The organism is Paenibacillus sp. FJAT-27812 (genome assembly GCF_001273905.1).
Taxonomy (GTDB): domain Bacteria; phylum Bacillota; class Bacilli; order Paenibacillales; family Paenibacillaceae; genus Pristimantibacillus.
The window spans coordinates 2,495,929-2,513,437 of record NZ_LIGH01000001.1; the positions used below are offsets into that span (position 1 = coordinate 2,495,929).

The 17,509-nt window shown below is 48.7% G+C and carries 18 protein-coding genes; all 18 read left to right on the forward strand.

The features are described 5' to 3' along the window. The first annotated feature begins 107 nt into the window (after window positions 1-107). The 18 genes from ADU23_RS10760 (at window position 108) to ADU23_RS10845 (ending at window position 17,333) form a co-directional block, all read left to right on the forward strand. Window positions 108-1,043 carry an ABC transporter permease gene (locus ADU23_RS10760; RefSeq protein ID WP_053373747.1) on the forward strand — a complete coding sequence of 312 codons (936 nt, stop codon included), beginning with the start codon at window positions 108-110 and terminating at the stop codon, window positions 1,041-1,043. After that, the gene (locus ADU23_RS10765) at window positions 1,040-1,963 is read left to right on the forward strand and encodes an ABC transporter permease (RefSeq protein WP_053373748.1); all 924 of its coding nucleotides are present in this window, start codon (window positions 1,040-1,042) and stop codon (window positions 1,961-1,963) included. Before ADU23_RS10760 ends, ADU23_RS10765 begins: the two co-directional genes overlap by 4 nt. 13 nt (window positions 1,964-1,976) lie before the next feature. Then, complete coding sequence (locus tag ADU23_RS10770) at window positions 1,977-2,975, forward strand: ABC transporter ATP-binding protein (protein WP_053373749.1); 999 nt, start codon at window positions 1,977-1,979, stop codon at window positions 2,973-2,975. After that, a complete protein-coding gene (locus ADU23_RS10775; protein ID WP_053373750.1) occupies window positions 2,972-3,934 on the forward strand; it encodes an ABC transporter ATP-binding protein in 963 nt (320 codons plus the stop codon). The genes ADU23_RS10770 and ADU23_RS10775 overlap by 4 nt, the downstream gene beginning before the upstream one ends. A 422-nt stretch (window positions 3,935-4,356) precedes the next feature. Then, window positions 4,357-5,466 (forward strand): hypothetical protein, encoded by a 1,110-nt coding sequence (locus ADU23_RS10780; RefSeq protein WP_053373751.1) that lies wholly within the window; start codon window positions 4,357-4,359, stop codon window positions 5,464-5,466. Between the two features lie 169 nt (window positions 5,467-5,635). Continuing rightward, a complete protein-coding gene (gene upp / locus ADU23_RS10785; protein ID WP_053373752.1) occupies window positions 5,636-6,265 on the forward strand; it encodes a uracil phosphoribosyltransferase in 630 nt (209 codons plus the stop codon). Window positions 6,266-6,303: 38 nt separating this feature from the next. After that, on the forward strand, window positions 6,304-7,452 hold the full coding sequence (gene wecB / locus ADU23_RS10790) for a non-hydrolyzing UDP-N-acetylglucosamine 2-epimerase (protein WP_053373753.1): 1,149 nt from the start codon (window positions 6,304-6,306) through the stop codon (window positions 7,450-7,452). Between the two features lie 190 nt (window positions 7,453-7,642). Further along, window positions 7,643-7,876, forward strand: a complete 234-nt coding sequence (locus tag ADU23_RS10795) for an AtpZ/AtpI family protein (protein ID WP_053373754.1) — start codon at window positions 7,643-7,645, stop codon at window positions 7,874-7,876. Continuing rightward, complete coding sequence (locus ADU23_RS10800) at window positions 7,869-8,237, forward strand: ATP synthase subunit I (RefSeq protein WP_053373755.1); 369 nt, start codon at window positions 7,869-7,871, stop codon at window positions 8,235-8,237. Before ADU23_RS10795 ends, ADU23_RS10800 begins: the two co-directional genes overlap by 8 nt. A gap of 22 nt (window positions 8,238-8,259) precedes the next feature. Continuing rightward, a complete protein-coding gene (atpB, locus tag ADU23_RS10805; RefSeq protein WP_053373756.1) occupies window positions 8,260-9,018 on the forward strand; it encodes a F0F1 ATP synthase subunit A in 759 nt (252 codons plus the stop codon). 84 nt (window positions 9,019-9,102) lie between these two features. Further along, a complete protein-coding gene (atpE, locus tag ADU23_RS10810) occupies window positions 9,103-9,318 on the forward strand; it encodes a F0F1 ATP synthase subunit C (RefSeq protein WP_053373757.1) in 216 nt (71 codons plus the stop codon). Window positions 9,319-9,402: 84 nt separating this feature from the next. Next, a complete protein-coding gene (gene atpF, locus ADU23_RS10815; RefSeq protein ID WP_053373758.1) occupies window positions 9,403-9,885 on the forward strand; it encodes a F0F1 ATP synthase subunit B in 483 nt (160 codons plus the stop codon). Further along, window positions 9,882-10,421 carry a F0F1 ATP synthase subunit delta gene (locus ADU23_RS10820; RefSeq protein ID WP_053373759.1) on the forward strand — a complete coding sequence of 180 codons (540 nt, stop codon included), beginning with the start codon at window positions 9,882-9,884 and terminating at the stop codon, window positions 10,419-10,421. Before atpF ends, ADU23_RS10820 begins: the two co-directional genes overlap by 4 nt. A gap of 25 nt (window positions 10,422-10,446) precedes the next feature. After that, window positions 10,447-11,961, forward strand: coding sequence for a F0F1 ATP synthase subunit alpha (gene atpA / locus ADU23_RS10825; RefSeq protein ID WP_053373760.1), 1,515 nt, complete (start codon window positions 10,447-10,449; stop codon window positions 11,959-11,961). Window positions 11,962-12,079: 118 nt separating this feature from the next. Further along, window positions 12,080-12,940, forward strand: coding sequence for an ATP synthase F1 subunit gamma (atpG, locus tag ADU23_RS10830; protein ID WP_053373761.1), 861 nt, complete (start codon window positions 12,080-12,082; stop codon window positions 12,938-12,940). 78 nt (window positions 12,941-13,018) lie between these two features. Beyond that, window positions 13,019-14,422: a F0F1 ATP synthase subunit beta gene (gene atpD / locus ADU23_RS10835; protein ID WP_053373762.1), complete on the forward strand. Its 1,404-nt coding sequence runs from the start codon at window positions 13,019-13,021 to the stop codon at window positions 14,420-14,422. A 24-nt stretch (window positions 14,423-14,446) separates the two neighbouring features. Further along, the gene (locus ADU23_RS10840; RefSeq protein WP_053373763.1) at window positions 14,447-14,845 is read left to right on the forward strand and encodes a F0F1 ATP synthase subunit epsilon; all 399 of its coding nucleotides are present in this window, start codon (window positions 14,447-14,449) and stop codon (window positions 14,843-14,845) included. Window positions 14,846-15,110: 265 nt separating this feature from the next. Next, a complete protein-coding gene (locus ADU23_RS10845; protein ID WP_053373764.1) occupies window positions 15,111-17,333 on the forward strand; it encodes a methyl-accepting chemotaxis protein in 2,223 nt (740 codons plus the stop codon). Window positions 17,334-17,509: the final 176 nt, after the last annotated feature.

Genomic DNA, 17,509 nt, shown 5'->3' on the forward strand with positions numbered 1-17,509 from the left:
GGATATATGCGGGATGACCGCATATATCCCTTTCTTATTGACTGATTTAGACTCTTGCACGCCAGCATTTCTTCTTGTTTATATTCTGTAAGGAGGTGTCCATTGCGTTGATAAAATATGTATCCAAGAAGTTTCTGTCCATGTTTGTTTCGTTGTTTGTACTTGCGTCGGCTACGTTCTTTCTTATGAAAATCATCCCGGGCGATCCCTTCATCAGGGAGAAGGCCATTCCTGAGAAAATAAGAGAGCACCTCTTGCAAATGTACGGCCTTGATCAGCCGGTATGGAAACAATATTTGATGTATTTGAACAATTTGCTTCATGGCGACTTAGGGATGTCAATGAAGCAGCAATATATGTCCGTAACTCGTATTATCAAAGAGAGCTTTATCTATTCTGCGCAAATCGGCCTTTTCGCCGTCATTGTGTCACTCGCATTAGGTTTGATTCTAGGTATTATTGCCGCGCTTAATCATCGTAAATTTTTGGATAGCTTCACGATTGTTATTGCGGTGCTTGGGGTATCGATTCCTAACTTTTTGGCAGCTTCAATTTTACAATTCGTTCTAGGCAGCAAGCTGCGTTGGCTTAATGTATCGGGTCTTAACGATCCTACGGATTTCATTATGCCTGTGCTTGCGCTCTCGTTCCTTCCGGCTGCATTTATCGCGCGTCTGACGCGTTCGACGATGCTGGAAGTACTATCCGCTGACTACATTAAGACGGCACGCGCCAAAGGTCTCAGCGGCCGCATTATCTTGGTTCGTCATGCTCTACGCAATGCTATTTTGCCAGTAGTAACTTATATCGGACCGATGACCGCTAACATTATTACCGGATCTGTCGTTGTCGAACAAATTTTTGGTATAGGTGGAATTGGGAAATATTTTGTACAAAGTATTACTAACCGCGACTATACGCTCATAATGGGGCTTACTTTATTTTATGGAATTATCCTGATGGTTGCGCGGTTCTTGACTGACGTTGCTTATGGCTTTGTCGATCCGCGTATCAAGCTGAGTAGAGGAGGCGGAAAAGGATGAAGGATAACACCTTTACGCCGGATCAATTCGCTAAGTTGAACAAAGACGAGAAGCAGACGGAAGTTGTCGTTCGCGAGAGCATCTCGGCATGGAAAGATGCTTGGCTGCGTCTACGTTCCAACAAAATAGCGATGTTCAGCTTAGTTGTTCTGCTGCTCGTCTCCCTTACGGCGATTTTTGGCCCGATTATATCGGAGCAAGATTTTCAAACGAATCACTTGAAGGAAAAGAATCTCAGTCCTAACGGCACCTACTGGTTCGGTACAGATGATCTCGGGCGGGATCTCTTCACCCGTACTTGGATGGGGGCAGGAATTTCACTCCAGGTTGGTATCTATGCTGCGCTAGCCGACTTGGTTCTCGGTGTTATTATCGGCGGAATTATGGGTTATTTCGGCGGACGTGTCGATGAGATATTGAACCGTTTTTGCGAAATCCTGTATTCCATTCCAAGCATGCTTATTATCATTCTGTTGATTGTCATTTTAGAGCCGAGCATGTTCACGATCGTGCTTGCGCTTAGTATAACCGGTTGGATCAGTATGGCTTGGATCGTGCGCGGCCAGATCATGCAGCTCAAAAACCAAGAGTACGTTATGGCTGCTCAAGCGCTCGGCGCAGGCACGGCACGTATTCTGTTCCGCCATCTCATTCCTAATGCGATGGGTCCGATTATCGTAACGTTGACGCTTACCGTTCCAAGCGCGATCTTCGCAGAGGCGTTCCTCAGCTTCTTGGGACTAGGCGTACAATCTCCGGCAGCCTCGCTCGGTACGATGATCAATGACGCTATTAAAGCCTGGACGCTGTACCCGTGGAGAATGATTTTCCCGGCGGCAGTTATCAGTATTACGATGCTTTGCTTTAATATTTTTGGCGATGGTCTGAGAGATGCGCTTGATCCGAAAATGAAGAAGTAGGAGGTGGACAAGGATGGAGAAGTTGCTTGAAGTAAAAAACCTTCGCGTTAATTTCAAAGTTCGCGGCGGTATCGTTAAAGCGGTTCGCGGCGTTAATTTTCATGTTAATAAAGGAGAAGCAGTAGCCATTGTTGGGGAATCGGGTTGCGGCAAGAGCGTGACCGCTCAATCGCTTATGCGTTTGATTCCATCGCCTCCGGCGGAGACCAGCGGATCGATCATGTTTAAAGGCGAAGAAATATTGAATAAGTCCAATAAACAGATGGAAGACATTCGCGGCAAAGAGATGGGAATGATCTTTCAGGATCCAATGACCTCTCTTAATCCAACCTTGACGATTGGGCGGCAAATTACGGAAGGCCTGATTAAGCATCAAGGTATCAGCGGCGCTAAGGCAACCGCACGGGCTGTTGAAATGCTTGATCTTGTAGGTATTCCAAACGCGGCTTCACGTGTGAACCAATATCCGCATCAGTTCTCCGGAGGCATGCGCCAGCGTGCGATGATCGCTATTGCGCTTGCTTGCAATCCGTCTCTGTTGATTGCGGATGAGCCAACAACGGCGCTCGACGTAACGATTCAGGCGCAAATTATGCGCGTGATGAAGGATTTGCAGCAAAAGCTAGGCACTTCTATTATTCTTATTACGCATGATTTAGGCGTTGTAGCAGATATGTGTGACCGCGTTATCGTTATGTATGCCGGTAAAGTGGTAGAAACCGGAACCAAGTGGGAAATTTTCAAAAATCCAAAACATCCTTATACAAGAGGGCTGCTGCGTTCATTGCCGCGTCTCGATCAGAAGAAGGAAGAGCCGCTTGTGCCGATTTACGGCATGCCGCCGGATTTGATTAAACCGCCGACGGGCTGCAGCTTCTGCGCGCGTTGCGATGAGGCGATGCGGGTTTGCGTGGACAATGATCCTGAATTGCTCCCGGTAGACGGCAATGAATCCCATGCTTCGGCATGCTGGCTTGCGCATCCTTATGCAAATCGGGAGGTGTCGGTATGAGCGCACCGTTAATTGAGATCAATCATTTGCGCAAATTTTTTAATTTGGGCGGTGGATCGACGCTCCAAGCCGTTAATGATATAACATTCTCCATTCAAAAAGGGGAAACCGTTGGTATGGTTGGTGAATCCGGCTGCGGTAAATCGACGGCTGGACGCACGATTATGCGGCTGTACGAGCCGACTAGCGGAGGCGTTACTTTCGATGGGCAGGATATTTACAGTCTAAAGGGCGCGAAGCTTAAGGCGATGCGCAGAGACATGCAGATGATATTCCAAGACCCGTACGCTTCTTTGAATCCGCGTATGACGGTTATGGATATTATCGGCGAAGCGCTTGATATTCATAACCTTGTAAGCAGCAAGAAGGAGCGGAAGCTTCGTGTGGAGCATTTGCTTGATGTCGTTGGTTTGAACCCGGATCATGCTACACGTTATCCGCATGAGTTCTCCGGCGGTCAGCGCCAGCGTATCGGTATCGCGCGCGCGCTTGCGGTTGATCCGCGCTTTATTATTGCGGATGAGCCGATCTCGGCGCTTGATGTATCGATTCAAGCGCAGGTTGTCAACCTGATGCAGGATTTGCAGCGCAAAATGGGACTCACCTATCTTTTCATCGCGCATGATTTGTCGATGGTTAAGCATATCAGCGACCGCGTAGCGGTTATGTACCTTGGCAAAATCGTAGAGCTTGCTGAGAGCAGCGAGCTCTACGATAAGCCGGCGCATCCGTATACGCGGGCGCTGCTATCGGCCATTCCGATTCCGGATCCAGAGGTGGAAGAAAGCCGTGAACGCATTGTATTGACGGGTGATTTGCCAAGTCCAATCAATCCGCCTACAGGCTGCCAATTCCATACGCGTTGTCCGATTGCGACAAACAAGTGCAAGGTGGACGAACCAGCTTTGCTTGAAGTGCGGAAGGGGCATTTTGCCGCTTGCCACTATGCGTCTGTGTAAGAAAATGAATGGAACATGATCGAGGAGCTGTCACAGGGGTTATATCCCTTGAAGGACAGCTCCTTCTTTTGTATTTGGCGAGCGGGAAATGTTAGCTTGGCGAAAATTAGGTATAGAAATTAGGTATAGAAGTTAGATTTGTCTCTCCTCGATATACCAGGTTGATAACCATTCGATTTATAAAGTTATTGTGGATTGTGCACAAAACTGTTGATAAGCTGTGGATGAGTGTGGATAACTAATGGTTTATCTGTGCATATCTTTTTTGTTTTTGCTGAGTTGGCTGTATATAAGAATAAGTTGTGGATCATTTTATGTGCATATCCATCTTGTTATGATCTTCTAAAGATGATAAAACCCTCTCCCTCCTGAAAGCAGTTGTGTTAAAATATGGATACGACGAATTGGCTTAGGAGGATAAAATGACTCAATTAATAATATTTGTAATGATTGCGGTAATTCTGGTCGTTGTAGTTAGTTCAATTAATAATTCGAGGGGCTCTAGAAGAAACAGGCAGGCAAGCGGCAGGGGTTATGCCGGCAGGACGAATGTTTTTGCGCCTTGGCCGAACGCGGAGCCGCCGGCGGCGCTTGGCGTACCGCAGGGCCACCCCGCAAGATCTGCGGCAGAGCGTCTGGAGTCAGCGCTGGGCCTGGATTTTGAGAGCCGGGTAAAGGACCGGGTGTTAAAGGAATTTCCGAAAATAACGGATAAAGAGTGGAACTGGACTTGGTTTGAGCTGAAGCGTTATTTTCTAATGTGCGGCATTATGCGCAGCGTTCCGATGTACAGCAGCCAGGTTGACGCGGTGTGGCATGAGATGCTGATGTTCACTAGGGAGTATGAGCAGTTTTGCACCCGTTTCTGCGGCGAAATGATTCATCATGCGCCTCATGCGCCAGGTGCTTCGCCTCAACCAGGAGAACGAGCCTTGTTCGACTGGGTGTATGGCGAGCTGTTCGAGCAAGCGCCGGCAAGCGGCAGAGTTTGGGGGGCATTCTACCGAACCCAGATGCCGGAGCAAAAGCTAAAGGAGCTTGGGGAATTAAGTCCTGAGGAGCTGCGCGTTCAATGGTTTAACGTTAAAGCGGCGGCCCGCTATGCGGACTTGCTTGCAAGCTCCAACTATTTAATCGAACGAGCTAAATTTCAGCTTGCGGCTGCTTCAAGCGGCAAGCCTCCATACGCGAGAGATGCCCGTCATTCTTCGAGCGGCTTAGGTTATGATTCTGCACTTGGCGCAACGGGACTGCTATCTGGCATGCTTATTTATCATTCGTTATCGAGTCCAAGTGATTTTACCCAGCAGATGGACCAAGCCCAAAGCGAGGAACAGCGCAAAGCAAATGGCAGCGGTGACTCGACTTATGCATGCAGCGGCTCGTCTGATGATGGGCGGGACCATTCCGGCGGCAGCGGTGGGAGCGACGGAGGATCAGGCGGCGATTCATCCTGCGGCAGCGGCGGGGGAGACAGCGGTGGCGGAGGATCGTCCTGCGGCTCCTCCTGCGGCGGCGGTTGCAGCAGCTAATAGGTAACATTAGGAAATGACAGGCCGGAGGCTGGTTCATCCTTATAGGGATGCGCCAGTCTTTATTTACACAATCGTAAAAACTCGGGATGCAACGGATAGTTTACAGTGCTATAATATACGGGATTGTGTCAAGGCCTACAACAACAAACGGGAGGAATACCGCTCCATGAGCAAAGTAATTATTTGCGACCATCCGTTAATTCAGCATAAGCTGACTTTTATTCGGGATAAAGAGACGAATACAAAAGATTTTCGGGAATTGGTTGATGAAGTTGCTACATTAATGTCATACGAACTAACGAGAGAAATACCGCTTGATACGATCAAGGTGCAAACGCCTGTCGCTGAGACGGATTCAAAAGTAGTATCAGGAAGAATGCTTGGCCTTGTGCCGATTTTGCGTGCCGGACTTGGCATGGTAGACGGTATATTGAAGCTGATTCCATCCGCAAAGGTGGGACATATCGGCTTGGCGCGCGATCATGAGACGCTTCAGCCGAAGGAATATTATATTAACCTGCCGACTGATGCGCCGAATCGCTTGCTTATCGTTATTGATCCGATGCTGGCAACCGGCGGCTCGGCTATCGCTGCCATTTCTTCGCTGAAGAACCATAATTGTGACCAAATTAAATTAATGTGTCTGATAGCTGCTCCTGAGGGCGTAAAAGCCGTGCAGGAAGCGCATCCGGATGTTGATATTTATATCGCAGCCTTGGATGAGCGTCTGGACGAGAAGGGCTACATCGTGCCTGGTTTAGGCGACGCTGGAGACCGCATGTTCGGAACCAATTAACGCTATTTCGCATGAATTTATAATAGGAGTGGAAGCTTTTGTCTAAACTGAAGGTAATGACCATTTTCGGAACGCGTCCGGAGGCAGTCAAGATGGCGCCGCTCGTGCTTGAGCTGCAGAAGCGCGAAGACGAAATCGAATCGATCGTGTGCGTAACGGCGCAGCATCGCCAGATGCTGGACCAGGTTCTCGACTTTTTTGAGATCCATCCGAACTACGATTTGAATGTCATGAAGGATCGTCAGACATTAACGGAGACGACAGTGCGCGTTCTAGAGGGGCTGGATCCCGTTCTGACGCAGGCGAAGCCTGATATCGTGCTTGTTCACGGCGATACGCAGACGACCTTCCTGGCGAGCTATGCAGCGTTCCTAAAGCAAATACAAGTCGGTCACGTTGAGGCGGGGCTTCGTACTTGGAACAAGCTATCTCCGTATCCGGAGGAAATGAATCGGCAGCTTGCCGGCGTGCTCTCTGATGTTCACTTTGCACCGACAGAATGGTCGGCCGGCAATTTGCGCAAAGAGAATAAGTCGGATGCTGCCATTTATGTGACTGGGAACACCGCTACTGACGTATTTCAATATACGGTGGACGAGTCCTTCTCGCATCCGGTCATTGACTGGGCGAAAGGAAAACGGATGATTCTGATGACGGCGCATCGCAGGGAAGCGCTTGGCGAGCCGCATCGGAATATTTTCCGCGCTGTCAAACGGATCGCTGACGAGCATGAGGATGTCGTTGTCGTTTATGCGGTTCATCCAAATCCAGCAGTCAGAGAGCCTGCGAATGAAATTTTGGGCGACCACCCGCGGATTCGCTTGATTGATCCGCTTGATGTGTTCGAGTTCCACAATTTCTATCCGCATGCTCATATGATTATGACGGATTCAGGCGGCTTGCAGGAGGAGGCTCCATCATTCGGCGTGCCGACGCTGGTGCTTCGCGATACAACCGAGCGCCCTGAGGGCATCGAGGCAGGAACGCTTGAGCTGGTGGGCACGGACGAGGAGCTCGTATACAGCCGCGCGCATGCGCTTTTAACTGATTCGCAGCTGTACGCTCGCATGAGCCAAGCCGCAAATCCTTACGGCGATGGCCGGGCATCCGAGCGTATTGTAGACGCGATTTTGCATCATTTTGGCAGGCTGAAGGAGCGTCCGGATTCGTTCACACAACGTTCATAGATTGACCAGCGGCGATAGCCTGATAGGCGAATGTACAGCATACAGTAGTACTGTACGGTTTTCGGGGGTCGCAATACCTTATGTATCAAGGGTTTTGGGGCATCTTTTCACTAAATGTTTGCAGTTAATTCAATTGACAAACGTGTCGCCGCTTGGATAAAATAAATGAGGATTGACAGGGGTATGATCCATGAATAAAAAGGGCAGAAGGGACAATCCGCTGTTTGCAGCCGGCCTAGTCGGCGCACTCGGAGTGCAAGTCGCTGCATGTATCTTTTTAGGCTATTGGATCGGCTCGTCCCTCGGGAACCGTTTTGGTGACGTGAAGGGATGGTCGCTCGGTGGCATACTGGTCGGTCTGGCTGTCGGTCTACTCTCAGCCATTCTGCTTGTTAAGAAGGTTATGGAGGAACCCGATGGATAACATTATGAAGACAGCCTTACGTACGCTTGTTTATGCAATGGCGGTATGCCTAATTGTATGGGCTTTCCTTCCGGAATGGCGTACTGTGTCTCTCGGCCTTCTAGTTGGATTGGCAGCAGGTTCCATGAATGCGTTTTTACTGAGACGCCGAGTGGAAATGGTCACCCTAGGAGCAGCGGGGGTAGGACCGCGTAAGAGAGGTCTAGGTCTTGGAAACCGCATCGCGACCGTGCTGCTGGTAGCCATGATCGCCTATCGTTTTCCGGAGGATCTCAGCATGCCGGCCGCTTTAGCTGGCTGCATGGTCATGCCGTTTGTTCTTTTGGTAACAGCTTTTATCCACAATAAACGACAATCTTAGCGGAAAGGGGTGAAAATTTTAGATGCATGAATTTCCGGTGATGCCACTGGGGCCGTTTAATATTGATATTTCGACCTTAGTAGCAATTGTGGTTTCAGTCATTGTGACGTTTCTGATCGCTAAGCTGGCTGTTCGCAACCTTTCGGTGGACAACCCTTCGAAGATGCAGAACTTTTTGGAATGGGTCGTTGATTTCGTACACAACTTCATTTCCAGCACAATGCCGGCAAACCGAGTCAGACCCTTCATCTCTTTAGGGATGACGCTCATTATGTTCATCTTCGTCTCCAACTTGTTGGGATTGCCATTTGGTATTGTTACCGAAGCGACTAGCGTAAACGAGAATATCGGTGTTACGCACGAGTTGTTGGAAGAGAAGCATGGACATGTTGAACTTGCGTGGTGGAAATCTCCGACTGCCGATCTTTCGGTAACAGCCGGTCTTGCGCTTATCGTATTCGTAATCGTCCATTTCCTTGGTCTGAAGCAGAATAGAAAGCACTACCTGAAACATTATTTCCATCCGTTTCCAATTTTCTTCCCTGTTAACATTATTGAGACAATCTCGAAGCCGGTTACGCTTGCGCTCCGGTTGTTCGCCAACATCTTTGCAGGTGAGGTGCTTATTGCAACGATCCTGATGCTTGGCTGGTATGGTACGCCGTTCCTAGTCGCATGGCAGGGCTTCAGTCTTTTTGTCGGCGGTATTCAAGCTTTCTTGTTCACGATTCTAACGATGGTATATATTTCGCAAGCTGCCATCCACGATGAGGAACATTAATTTACGCTTTATGCCTCGGTTTATTTAAGAAATACCGCGGTTGGTTATACAAAAAAACAACAATTTTCGAGGAGGATTTTAAAAATGGAATTATTAGCAGCAGCTTTGGCAGTAGGTTTGGGTGCAGTTGGCGCAGGCGTAGGTAACGGTATGATCGTTAGTAAAACAGTTGAAGGTATCGCTCGTCAGCCTGAGCTTCAAGGCAAGCTTCAAACAACAATGTTTATCGGTGTAGGTATCGTCGAAGTTGTGCCTATCATCGGCGTAGTTATCGGTTTCTTGGCTTTCTTCCAAGCTTAATAACTGCAACTGGCGGGGAAGGCCTAGCCCTCTTCGCCTTCGTTATGATTAAGACAATATTGTGGTGAGAAAGGAGTGGCATCTATGGCATGGCATTGGGAATCGACAGTAATCGCGATGATCGCGTTTGGTGTGCTGTACTGGCTGTTGAGCAAGTATGCGTTTGGTCCATTGTTTGAAGTAATGGAGAAGCGCAGACAGCTTGTGCTTGAACAAATGAATACAGCAGAAAGCAGTCGTAAAGCAGCCGAGCAGCAAATGGAAGAGCAAAAGGCTGCACTCCAGCAAGCTCGCAAGGAAGCTTACGAAATTATCGAGCAATCGAGAACTACGAGCTCTAAGCAAGCGGAAGAGATCGTTCAAACTGCAAAATCGGAAGCATCCCGTCTGAAAGACGATGCTCTCAAAGATATCGAAAGCGAGAAAAACAAAGCAATTGCAGCGCTTCGTACAGAAGTTGGCGGCATTTCCGTGAAAATCGCGTCGAAAATTATCGAGAAGCAAGTGGATGAAAAATCGCAAGAGCAGCTGGTTGGTCAATATTTGAAAGAAGTTGGAAATAAATGAGCCGCGACGCAGTCGTAGCGAAGCGCTACGCTAAAGCACTGTTCGAGGTTGCTGAGAAGCAGCAGGTTGTTTCAGAGGTAGAAGAGCAGCTTAAGCTGATCGTGCAAGCTCTTGAGCAGGACGCTGACGTTCAAAAGTTTCTATCACTTCCAAGCATTGATCCAGAAAGCAAAATTGCGGTTCTAAAAGCAGCATTCGGCGATCGTGTATCTGCGCTCGTTTTCAATACTGTACAAATTCTAATCACTCGTCGCCGCCAGGATGTTATTGCTGATGTATATGCAGCATACACCAAGGTTGCGGGAGATTCGCTTGGTCAAGCGCATGCGACGGTTTACTCCGCCAAAGCTTTGTCTGATGACGAGCTTGCCGGTGTAGCGGCGCAGTTCGGACAATTGACCGGCAAAACTATTATTGCACAGCAAGTGGTAGAACCTGCTTTGCTCGGCGGCGTACAAGTGCGCATCGGTGACCGTCTATACGATGGCAGCCTGTCTGGCAAGCTGGAACGTTTACAAAAATCGTTTAAAATCTAATGCACTGTAGATAGGGGTGAACGAATTGAGTATCAGACCTGATGAAATCAGCACGCTGATTAAACAACAGATCGAACAATATAAATCCGAAATTCAAGTCGTAGACGTCGGCACCGTAATCAATGTCGGTGACGGTATCGCCCGCGTACACGGCTTGGAAAATGCGATGCAGGGCGAACTGCTCGAATTCTCCAACGGTGTTGTCGGTATGGCTTTGAACTTGGAAGAAAGCAATGTCGGTGTCGTTATTCTTGGACAATACACGGATATCCGTGAAGGCGATCAAGTTAAACGTACAGGCCGTATCATGGAAGTACCTGTCGGCGAAGAGCTTCTTGGCCGCGTAGTAAACCCGCTTGGTCAGCCGCTTGACGGCAAAGGACCAATCAATACCACTCAATTCCGTGCGATTGAATCTCCAGCGCCGGGCGTTATCGACCGTAAATCGGTTCATGAGCCCATGCAAACGGGAATTAAAGCAATCGACGCGATGGTACCAGTAGGCCGCGGACAACGTGAGCTTATCATCGGTGACCGTCAAACGGGTAAAACAGCGATTGCTATCGATGCAATCATCAACCAAAAAGGCAACGGCGTAAAATGTATCTATGTTGCCGTTGGTCAAAAACAATCCACTGTTGCTAACGTAGTTGAAACTCTTCGTCGCCACGGCGCGCTTGAGTACACAATCATCGTTACTGCAGGTGCTTCTGAGCCAGCTCCACTTCTCTTCCTAGCTCCTTATGCGGGCTGTACGATGGGTGAGTACTTCATGTACAAAGGCGAGCACGTTCTCGTTATTTATGATGATCTATCGAAACAAGCGGCAGCTTATCGTGAGCTTTCGCTCTTGCTTCGCCGTCCACCGGGTCGTGAGGCTTACCCAGGTGACGTATTCTATCTTCACTCCCGTTTGCTTGAGCGCGCTGCAAAACTTAGCGACGCAAGAGGCGGCGGTTCAATGACGGCATTGCCATTCATTGAGACGCAAGCATCCGACGTATCGGCATACATTCCTACGAATGTTATCTCGATCACTGACGGTCAAATCTTCCTTGAAGCAGATCTATTCTATTCGGGTCAACGTCCAGCGGTTAACGTTGGTATCTCTGTATCCCGTGTAGGTGGTTCCGCACAAATTAAAGCGATGAAGAAGGTAGCCGGTACGCTTCGTCTTGACCTTGCGGCTTACCGCGAGCTTCAAGCGTTCTCGCAATTCGGATCCGACCTTGACAAATCGACGCTTGCCCGCCTTAACCGCGGTGCTCGTACGATGGAAATTCTTAAACAAGACGTTAACAAGCCGATGCCGGTTGAGAAGCAAGTTATCTCGATCTACTCCGCTGTTAAAGGTCACTTGGATGAGATTCCGGTTGGCGACATCCTTCGTTTCGAGAAAGAGTTCCACGCGTATTTGGATTCGAACAGCCCAGAAATCGGTCAATCGATTCGCGATACAAAAGACATCGTTGCTGACAACGAGAAAGCTCTCGTTGACGCTATCAATAAATTCAAGAAGAGCTTCGCTGTAACGGCATAAATCTCTTCATCTTTCAATAAAGGTCTTCGCCCGTTCATGTTGTCCGGGCTTAGACCGCTTACTCCACCAACACCAGGCTTTGGAGCAGCTCCAAAGCAACAAAGGCGGGTGAAACCAAATGGCAAAAGGTATGCGCGATATTAAACGCGAAATCAAGAGCAAACAAAATACGAAGCAGATTACGAAAGCGATGGAGATGGTTGCCGCTTCCCGCCTAAGAAAAGCACAGGAAGCCGCGCAAGCAGCACGTCCTTATGCTGAGAAGCTGAAGGAAGTTGTGGCAAGCATCGCAGCCGGCACCAAGGATGTGAAGCATCCGATGCTGGAAACGCGTCCGGTAAAGAAAACGGGTTATCTCGTTATTACTTCCGATCGTGGTCTTGCAGGCGGCTACAATGCGAATATTCTTCGTAAAGTAACGCAAACCATTCGTGAAAAGCATAAGTCGACAGATGAATACGTGCTATTCGTTATCGGCCGTAAGGGCCGCGATTATTTCCGCCGCCGCAACATGCCAATCGTAGAGGAAGTGACTGGCTTGCCAGATGCTCCTTCTTTCGCTGACATCAAATCGGTCGCTTATTCCGCGGTTAAGAATTTCTCGGAAGGCGCTTATGACGAGCTTTACTTGTACTATAACGAATTCGTTAACGCGATTACGCAAATACCGACAGATGTACGTTTGCTGCCGCTTGAAGAAGTGGGCGGAAACACAGCTGTCACCTCGTATGAATACGAGCCGTCTCCAGAGGGCGTACTTGAAGTGCTGCTGCCTAAATATGCGGAAACGCTTATCTACAGCGCAGTTCTTGACGGTAAAGCAAGTGAGTTCGGCGCTCGTATGACTGCCATGGGAAGCGCAACGAAAAATGCAACGAAGATCATCAACCAATTGACGCTCACTTACAACAGAGCGCGTCAAGCAGCGATTACGCAGGAAATTTCTGAGATCGTTGCAGGGGCAAATGCTCAATCGTAATCGATACACTGCAAGAGCTAGGCGCTTGTGATAAGTGAACCGGCTTGCGGTAACAAGAAGGAACCAGGAGGGAAAACCATGAAAAAAGGACACGTAGTATCCGTCATGGGTCCGGTCGTAGACTTAGAGTTCGAACGCGGCAATTTGCCGGAAATTTTGAACGCTGTCAAAATCGAGCAAAAGGGCGAAGCAGGCGGCATTGATATTAACTTGACGCTTGAAGTAGCTGTTCACCTCGGTGACAATAAGGTACGTGCCGTAGCTATGAGTACAACAGACGGTCTTGTACGCGGTATGATCGCTGTTGATACAGGCGCACCAATTACTATTCCGGTTGGCGCTCCAACACTTGGCCGTGTATTCAACGTACTTGGTGAGCCAATTGACGAAGCTGGCGTTGTTACATCGCCAATCAACCTTCCAATTCACCGCGAAGCACCTGCTTTCGACCAATTGTCCACGCAAGCGGAAATTCTTGAAACAGGCATTAAAGTAATCGACCTTCTCGCTCCATACGCAAAAGGCGGTAAAATCGGCCTCTTCGGCGGCGCGGGCGTAGGTAAAACGGTTACGATTCAAGAGCTTATCAACAACATCGCACAAGAGCACGGCGGTATCTCCGTATTCGCGGGTGTTGGTGAGCGTACTCGTGAAGGTAATGACCTTTACCACGAGATGAAAGACTCCGGCGTACTTAGCAAAACAGCGATGGTATTCGGACAAATGAATGAGCCGCCAGGCGCACGTCAACGCGTTGCTTTGACTGGTCTGACAATGGCTGAATATTTCCGTGACGAAGAAGGCAAAGACGTACTATTGTTCGTCGATAACATCTTCCGTTTCACGCAAGCAGGCTCCGAGGTTTCGGCCCTTCTAGGCCGTATGCCTTCCGCGGTAGGTTACCAGCCAACGCTGGCAACTGAAATGGGTCAATTGCAAGAGCGTATCACGTCTACGAAAAAAGGTTCGGTTACTTCGATCCAAGCGATCTACGTACCTGCCGATGACTATACGGATCCGGCTCCAGCAACGACATTTGCCCACTTGGATGCAACGACGAACCTTGAGCGTAAAATCTCCGAAATGGGTATTTTCCCAGCGGTTGATCCACTCGCTTCGTCTTCCCGTATCCTTAGCCCATCTGTTTTGGGTGAAGAGCACTACAACGTGGCTCAAGGCGTTAAGAAAATTCTTCAACGCTACAAAGAGCTTCAAGATATTATCGCAATCCTTGGTATGGACGAGCTAAGCGAAGAAGATAAATTGACCGTGTCTCGCGCACGTAAAATTCAACTCTTCCTATCTCAACCGTTCCACGTTGCTGAGCCGTTCACAGGTATCGAAGGTAAATATGTACCTGTTAAAGAATCCGTTCGCAGCTTTAAAGAAATTCTCGAGGGCAAACATGACGACCTTCCGGAAGAATCTTTCCGATACGTTGGTGTGATTGAAGAAGCCGTGGAGAAAGCCAAAACGCTTTAATAGCGAAAGGCGGGAGGAATCCACATGAGTTCGTTTTTGGTAGAGATCGTAACACCTGAACGCAAGGTGTATGCAGAAACTGCGAATATGGTAAGCGTATCTGGTGTTGAAGGTGAGCTTGGCATATTGCCAAACCACATTCCGCTCGTAACGCCGCTTCGTATCGCGCCTGTCACCATCAAACGTGGCAATTCGGTTGATGTTGTAGCGGTTAACGGAGGCTTTATCGAAGTACGCAAGGATAAGATCGTTATTCTTGCAGAGAGCGCTGAGCTTGCAACCGATATTAACATTGAACGTGCTGAAGCCGCTAAACAGCGTGCCCAGCAGCGTCTTGCCGCTAAGCAAGATCAGGTCGATTTCCGCCGCGCAGAGCTTGCTTTGCAGCGTGCTATGAATCGTCTGAACATCAAGCATAAATAAGATTTATCCCAAAAAGCACCGTTAGCGCCGTATAGGCGCGGCGGTGCTTTTTTTATTATGTTAGATTTTTACGGAGGATTTGGAAATTATTATATAAAACGATGTCAGGTTTGTTTAATATTCGTGTTTTGAGGCGGTTTTGGTGTTACATTTCGCAAAAAAAGCTATATTTCGACGAAAAATCAAATAATATGTATGTTTTCTCCAAAAATATATGTTAATATAGTTAACATTATAAGAGATAGAGTTGCAGGAGGAGAGCGCTATGTTTGACTGGTTGGGTGTGAAGGTAGGGTTTCCGCTCTGGGTGTCATGGAACTTGAACAAAGAGTTGAAGACGGATGTTGAACAATGCTTTGAGGGTATTGCAGAGACGCGTAAGGAGCTTCTGACCTCATGGGCAACGGATTATTGGATTCATTTAGAGCGGCTTAGCGACCAAATGACAGAGGCGCTCAGTCAAAGCGAGAGTTCTCCTACTTCTACTGTACAGTCACAAATAGAAAGATTATTTGAAAAAACATACGCGCGCGCAATTGATTTTACGGAGTTGTTTTTGCTGGATGACAAACAAACGGTCGCATACTCAACGTATGCAGCGCACGTAGGAACGGCTTATGAGGCGGACAGCAGCCTGCAAATGGGTCTTGCCTATACCAAACAAGCGAGCAGCCTGCGGAACTGCTTATACGGCCCTTATAGTGATCCGATTACGCTTAAGCTAGGAGCGCGTTCGTCCGCTTTTCATGACAAAATGACGCTAATGTTCATGCTCCCGTTAACGGTAAACGGCAGCTTTGCTGGGACGCTGTGCGGCAGAGTGCCAAACGATGTCTTGGGCGATTTGATTCAACGCGAATCGGGGCATGTGTATCCGGATTCGGGCGACAATTATCTATTTATGGCAAAAGCCGGCTTGAATAAACATATTGCGCCAGGAACTGCGCTTTCCCGCAGCCGCTTTGAGGACCGGACATTTACGCACGGGGAAAACTTGAAGGATGGCGTGACAACGGACTGGGGCATGGTATCCATCAAAGAACACACCGAGCTTGAAATAATGTTTACCGATCCGGCTACTGGCCAGCTGCATCCAGGCGTAGCGAATACGATCCGCAATGGAAGCAATCTATTCGTTGAATTTCCGGGTTATTCCGACTACCGGCATATTTCTGTAATCGGCAAAGGCGTGACCTTTCAGCTTCCGCATTGTCCGGATCAATGGGGGATGATGTGCGAAGGCGACTTAGAAGAGGTATACCGCATACGCAGCGTGGGATGGAGGCAGCGGAAGCTTCAGCTTATATCGGTTATTAGCTTGAGTGTGCTAACGACATTGCTCGTTGTCTTAATGGCTGATAGTGCGCCGGTTCAGCTAACGGCGGCGGCGGCGGGCTTTTTCAATCTCATATTCGGTTTATTGTTCAGCGGTATTTTTCAGAAGAGGGAATCTACGAGAGTCGTATCGCACTTGCAAAAAATTAACCGATTTATTCGCATAAACGCTGAGGGCAAGGGTGATTTGACGCAGCGGCTGCCGCTTAGCGAATTTGATAACGACGAATCGAAGGAACTGGCCAAGTGGATTAACAATATGATCGATTCCTTGGAAGGCATTATGCTTCAGGTCAGGCTTACCTCCGCGGATGTGTTATCCAGCCAGCATGTGCTTAACGAATCGGCGGCAGTCACGTCAGCCTCTACGGAGAGGGTCAGCGGCAAAGTAACGGATATGATCGGAAGCATCAGGCAGCAGCTCAAGGATATCGATACGGCTAAGGATGCGGCTGGCGATATGCAGGCTACCCTAAGGCAGATCGAGGAGCAGGCTGCCGAGCAAATTGCGGTAGCTAAAACCGAGGTCGACCGGATTGGCGACAAGATGCATCATATTTCGGCTAAGGTTGGCGAAACGAACCATACCATACACAGGTTTATGGATACCGTTCAGGAGATTCAAGGCGTTCTGCAGGTGATTGAAGAAATATCAGCCCAAACGAATTTGCTCGCGCTAAATGCTTCGATCGAGGCTGCTAGAGTAGGCGAGCAAGGCAGAGGTTTTGCTGTTGTTGCATCGGAAATACGCAAGCTAGCGGACATGACCAAGAAATCGACGGAAGAGGTTCATGCGATTACCCGGCATATCTATGACGAAGCGAAGCAAGCCTACGCTTCTATGGACGAGGGAACAAGAGTCGTAGAGGAAGGCAACCAGCTTGTTGCGGCTGCCGCGACTACGCTTGCAGCGGCGCATGCCGAGGATTTGCGCAAAACGCAGGTTGTCGATGAGGTCGTGCAGCTCATGGAAAAAATCGCTCTCGTAAGCAGAGAGAACCGCAAGGTGTCATCTGACGTGGAGAGCAAGGTACAGGAGCTCATTTACGAAATGATGAATGTTCGGCAAACGTCGCAAAGCGTGGAGTCGATTACGACATTTTTGCAGCAGCTCGTCGGACAGTTTAAGCTGACAGAATCACGTATTCGATAAAAGTACCAAAAGGGGAGTCGCAGGAGGCCGTTCTAGCAACGGCGCTGCGGCTCTTTTTGTCGTGCTCGGATTAATCAAAACGTGCCTGTGTTGTCTTAGAGCAATGCTATCCATTTATGCCGGAGTACATAATTATGCCATGGAATAGTTATCCTAAGACAGAAACGAATGCTTGA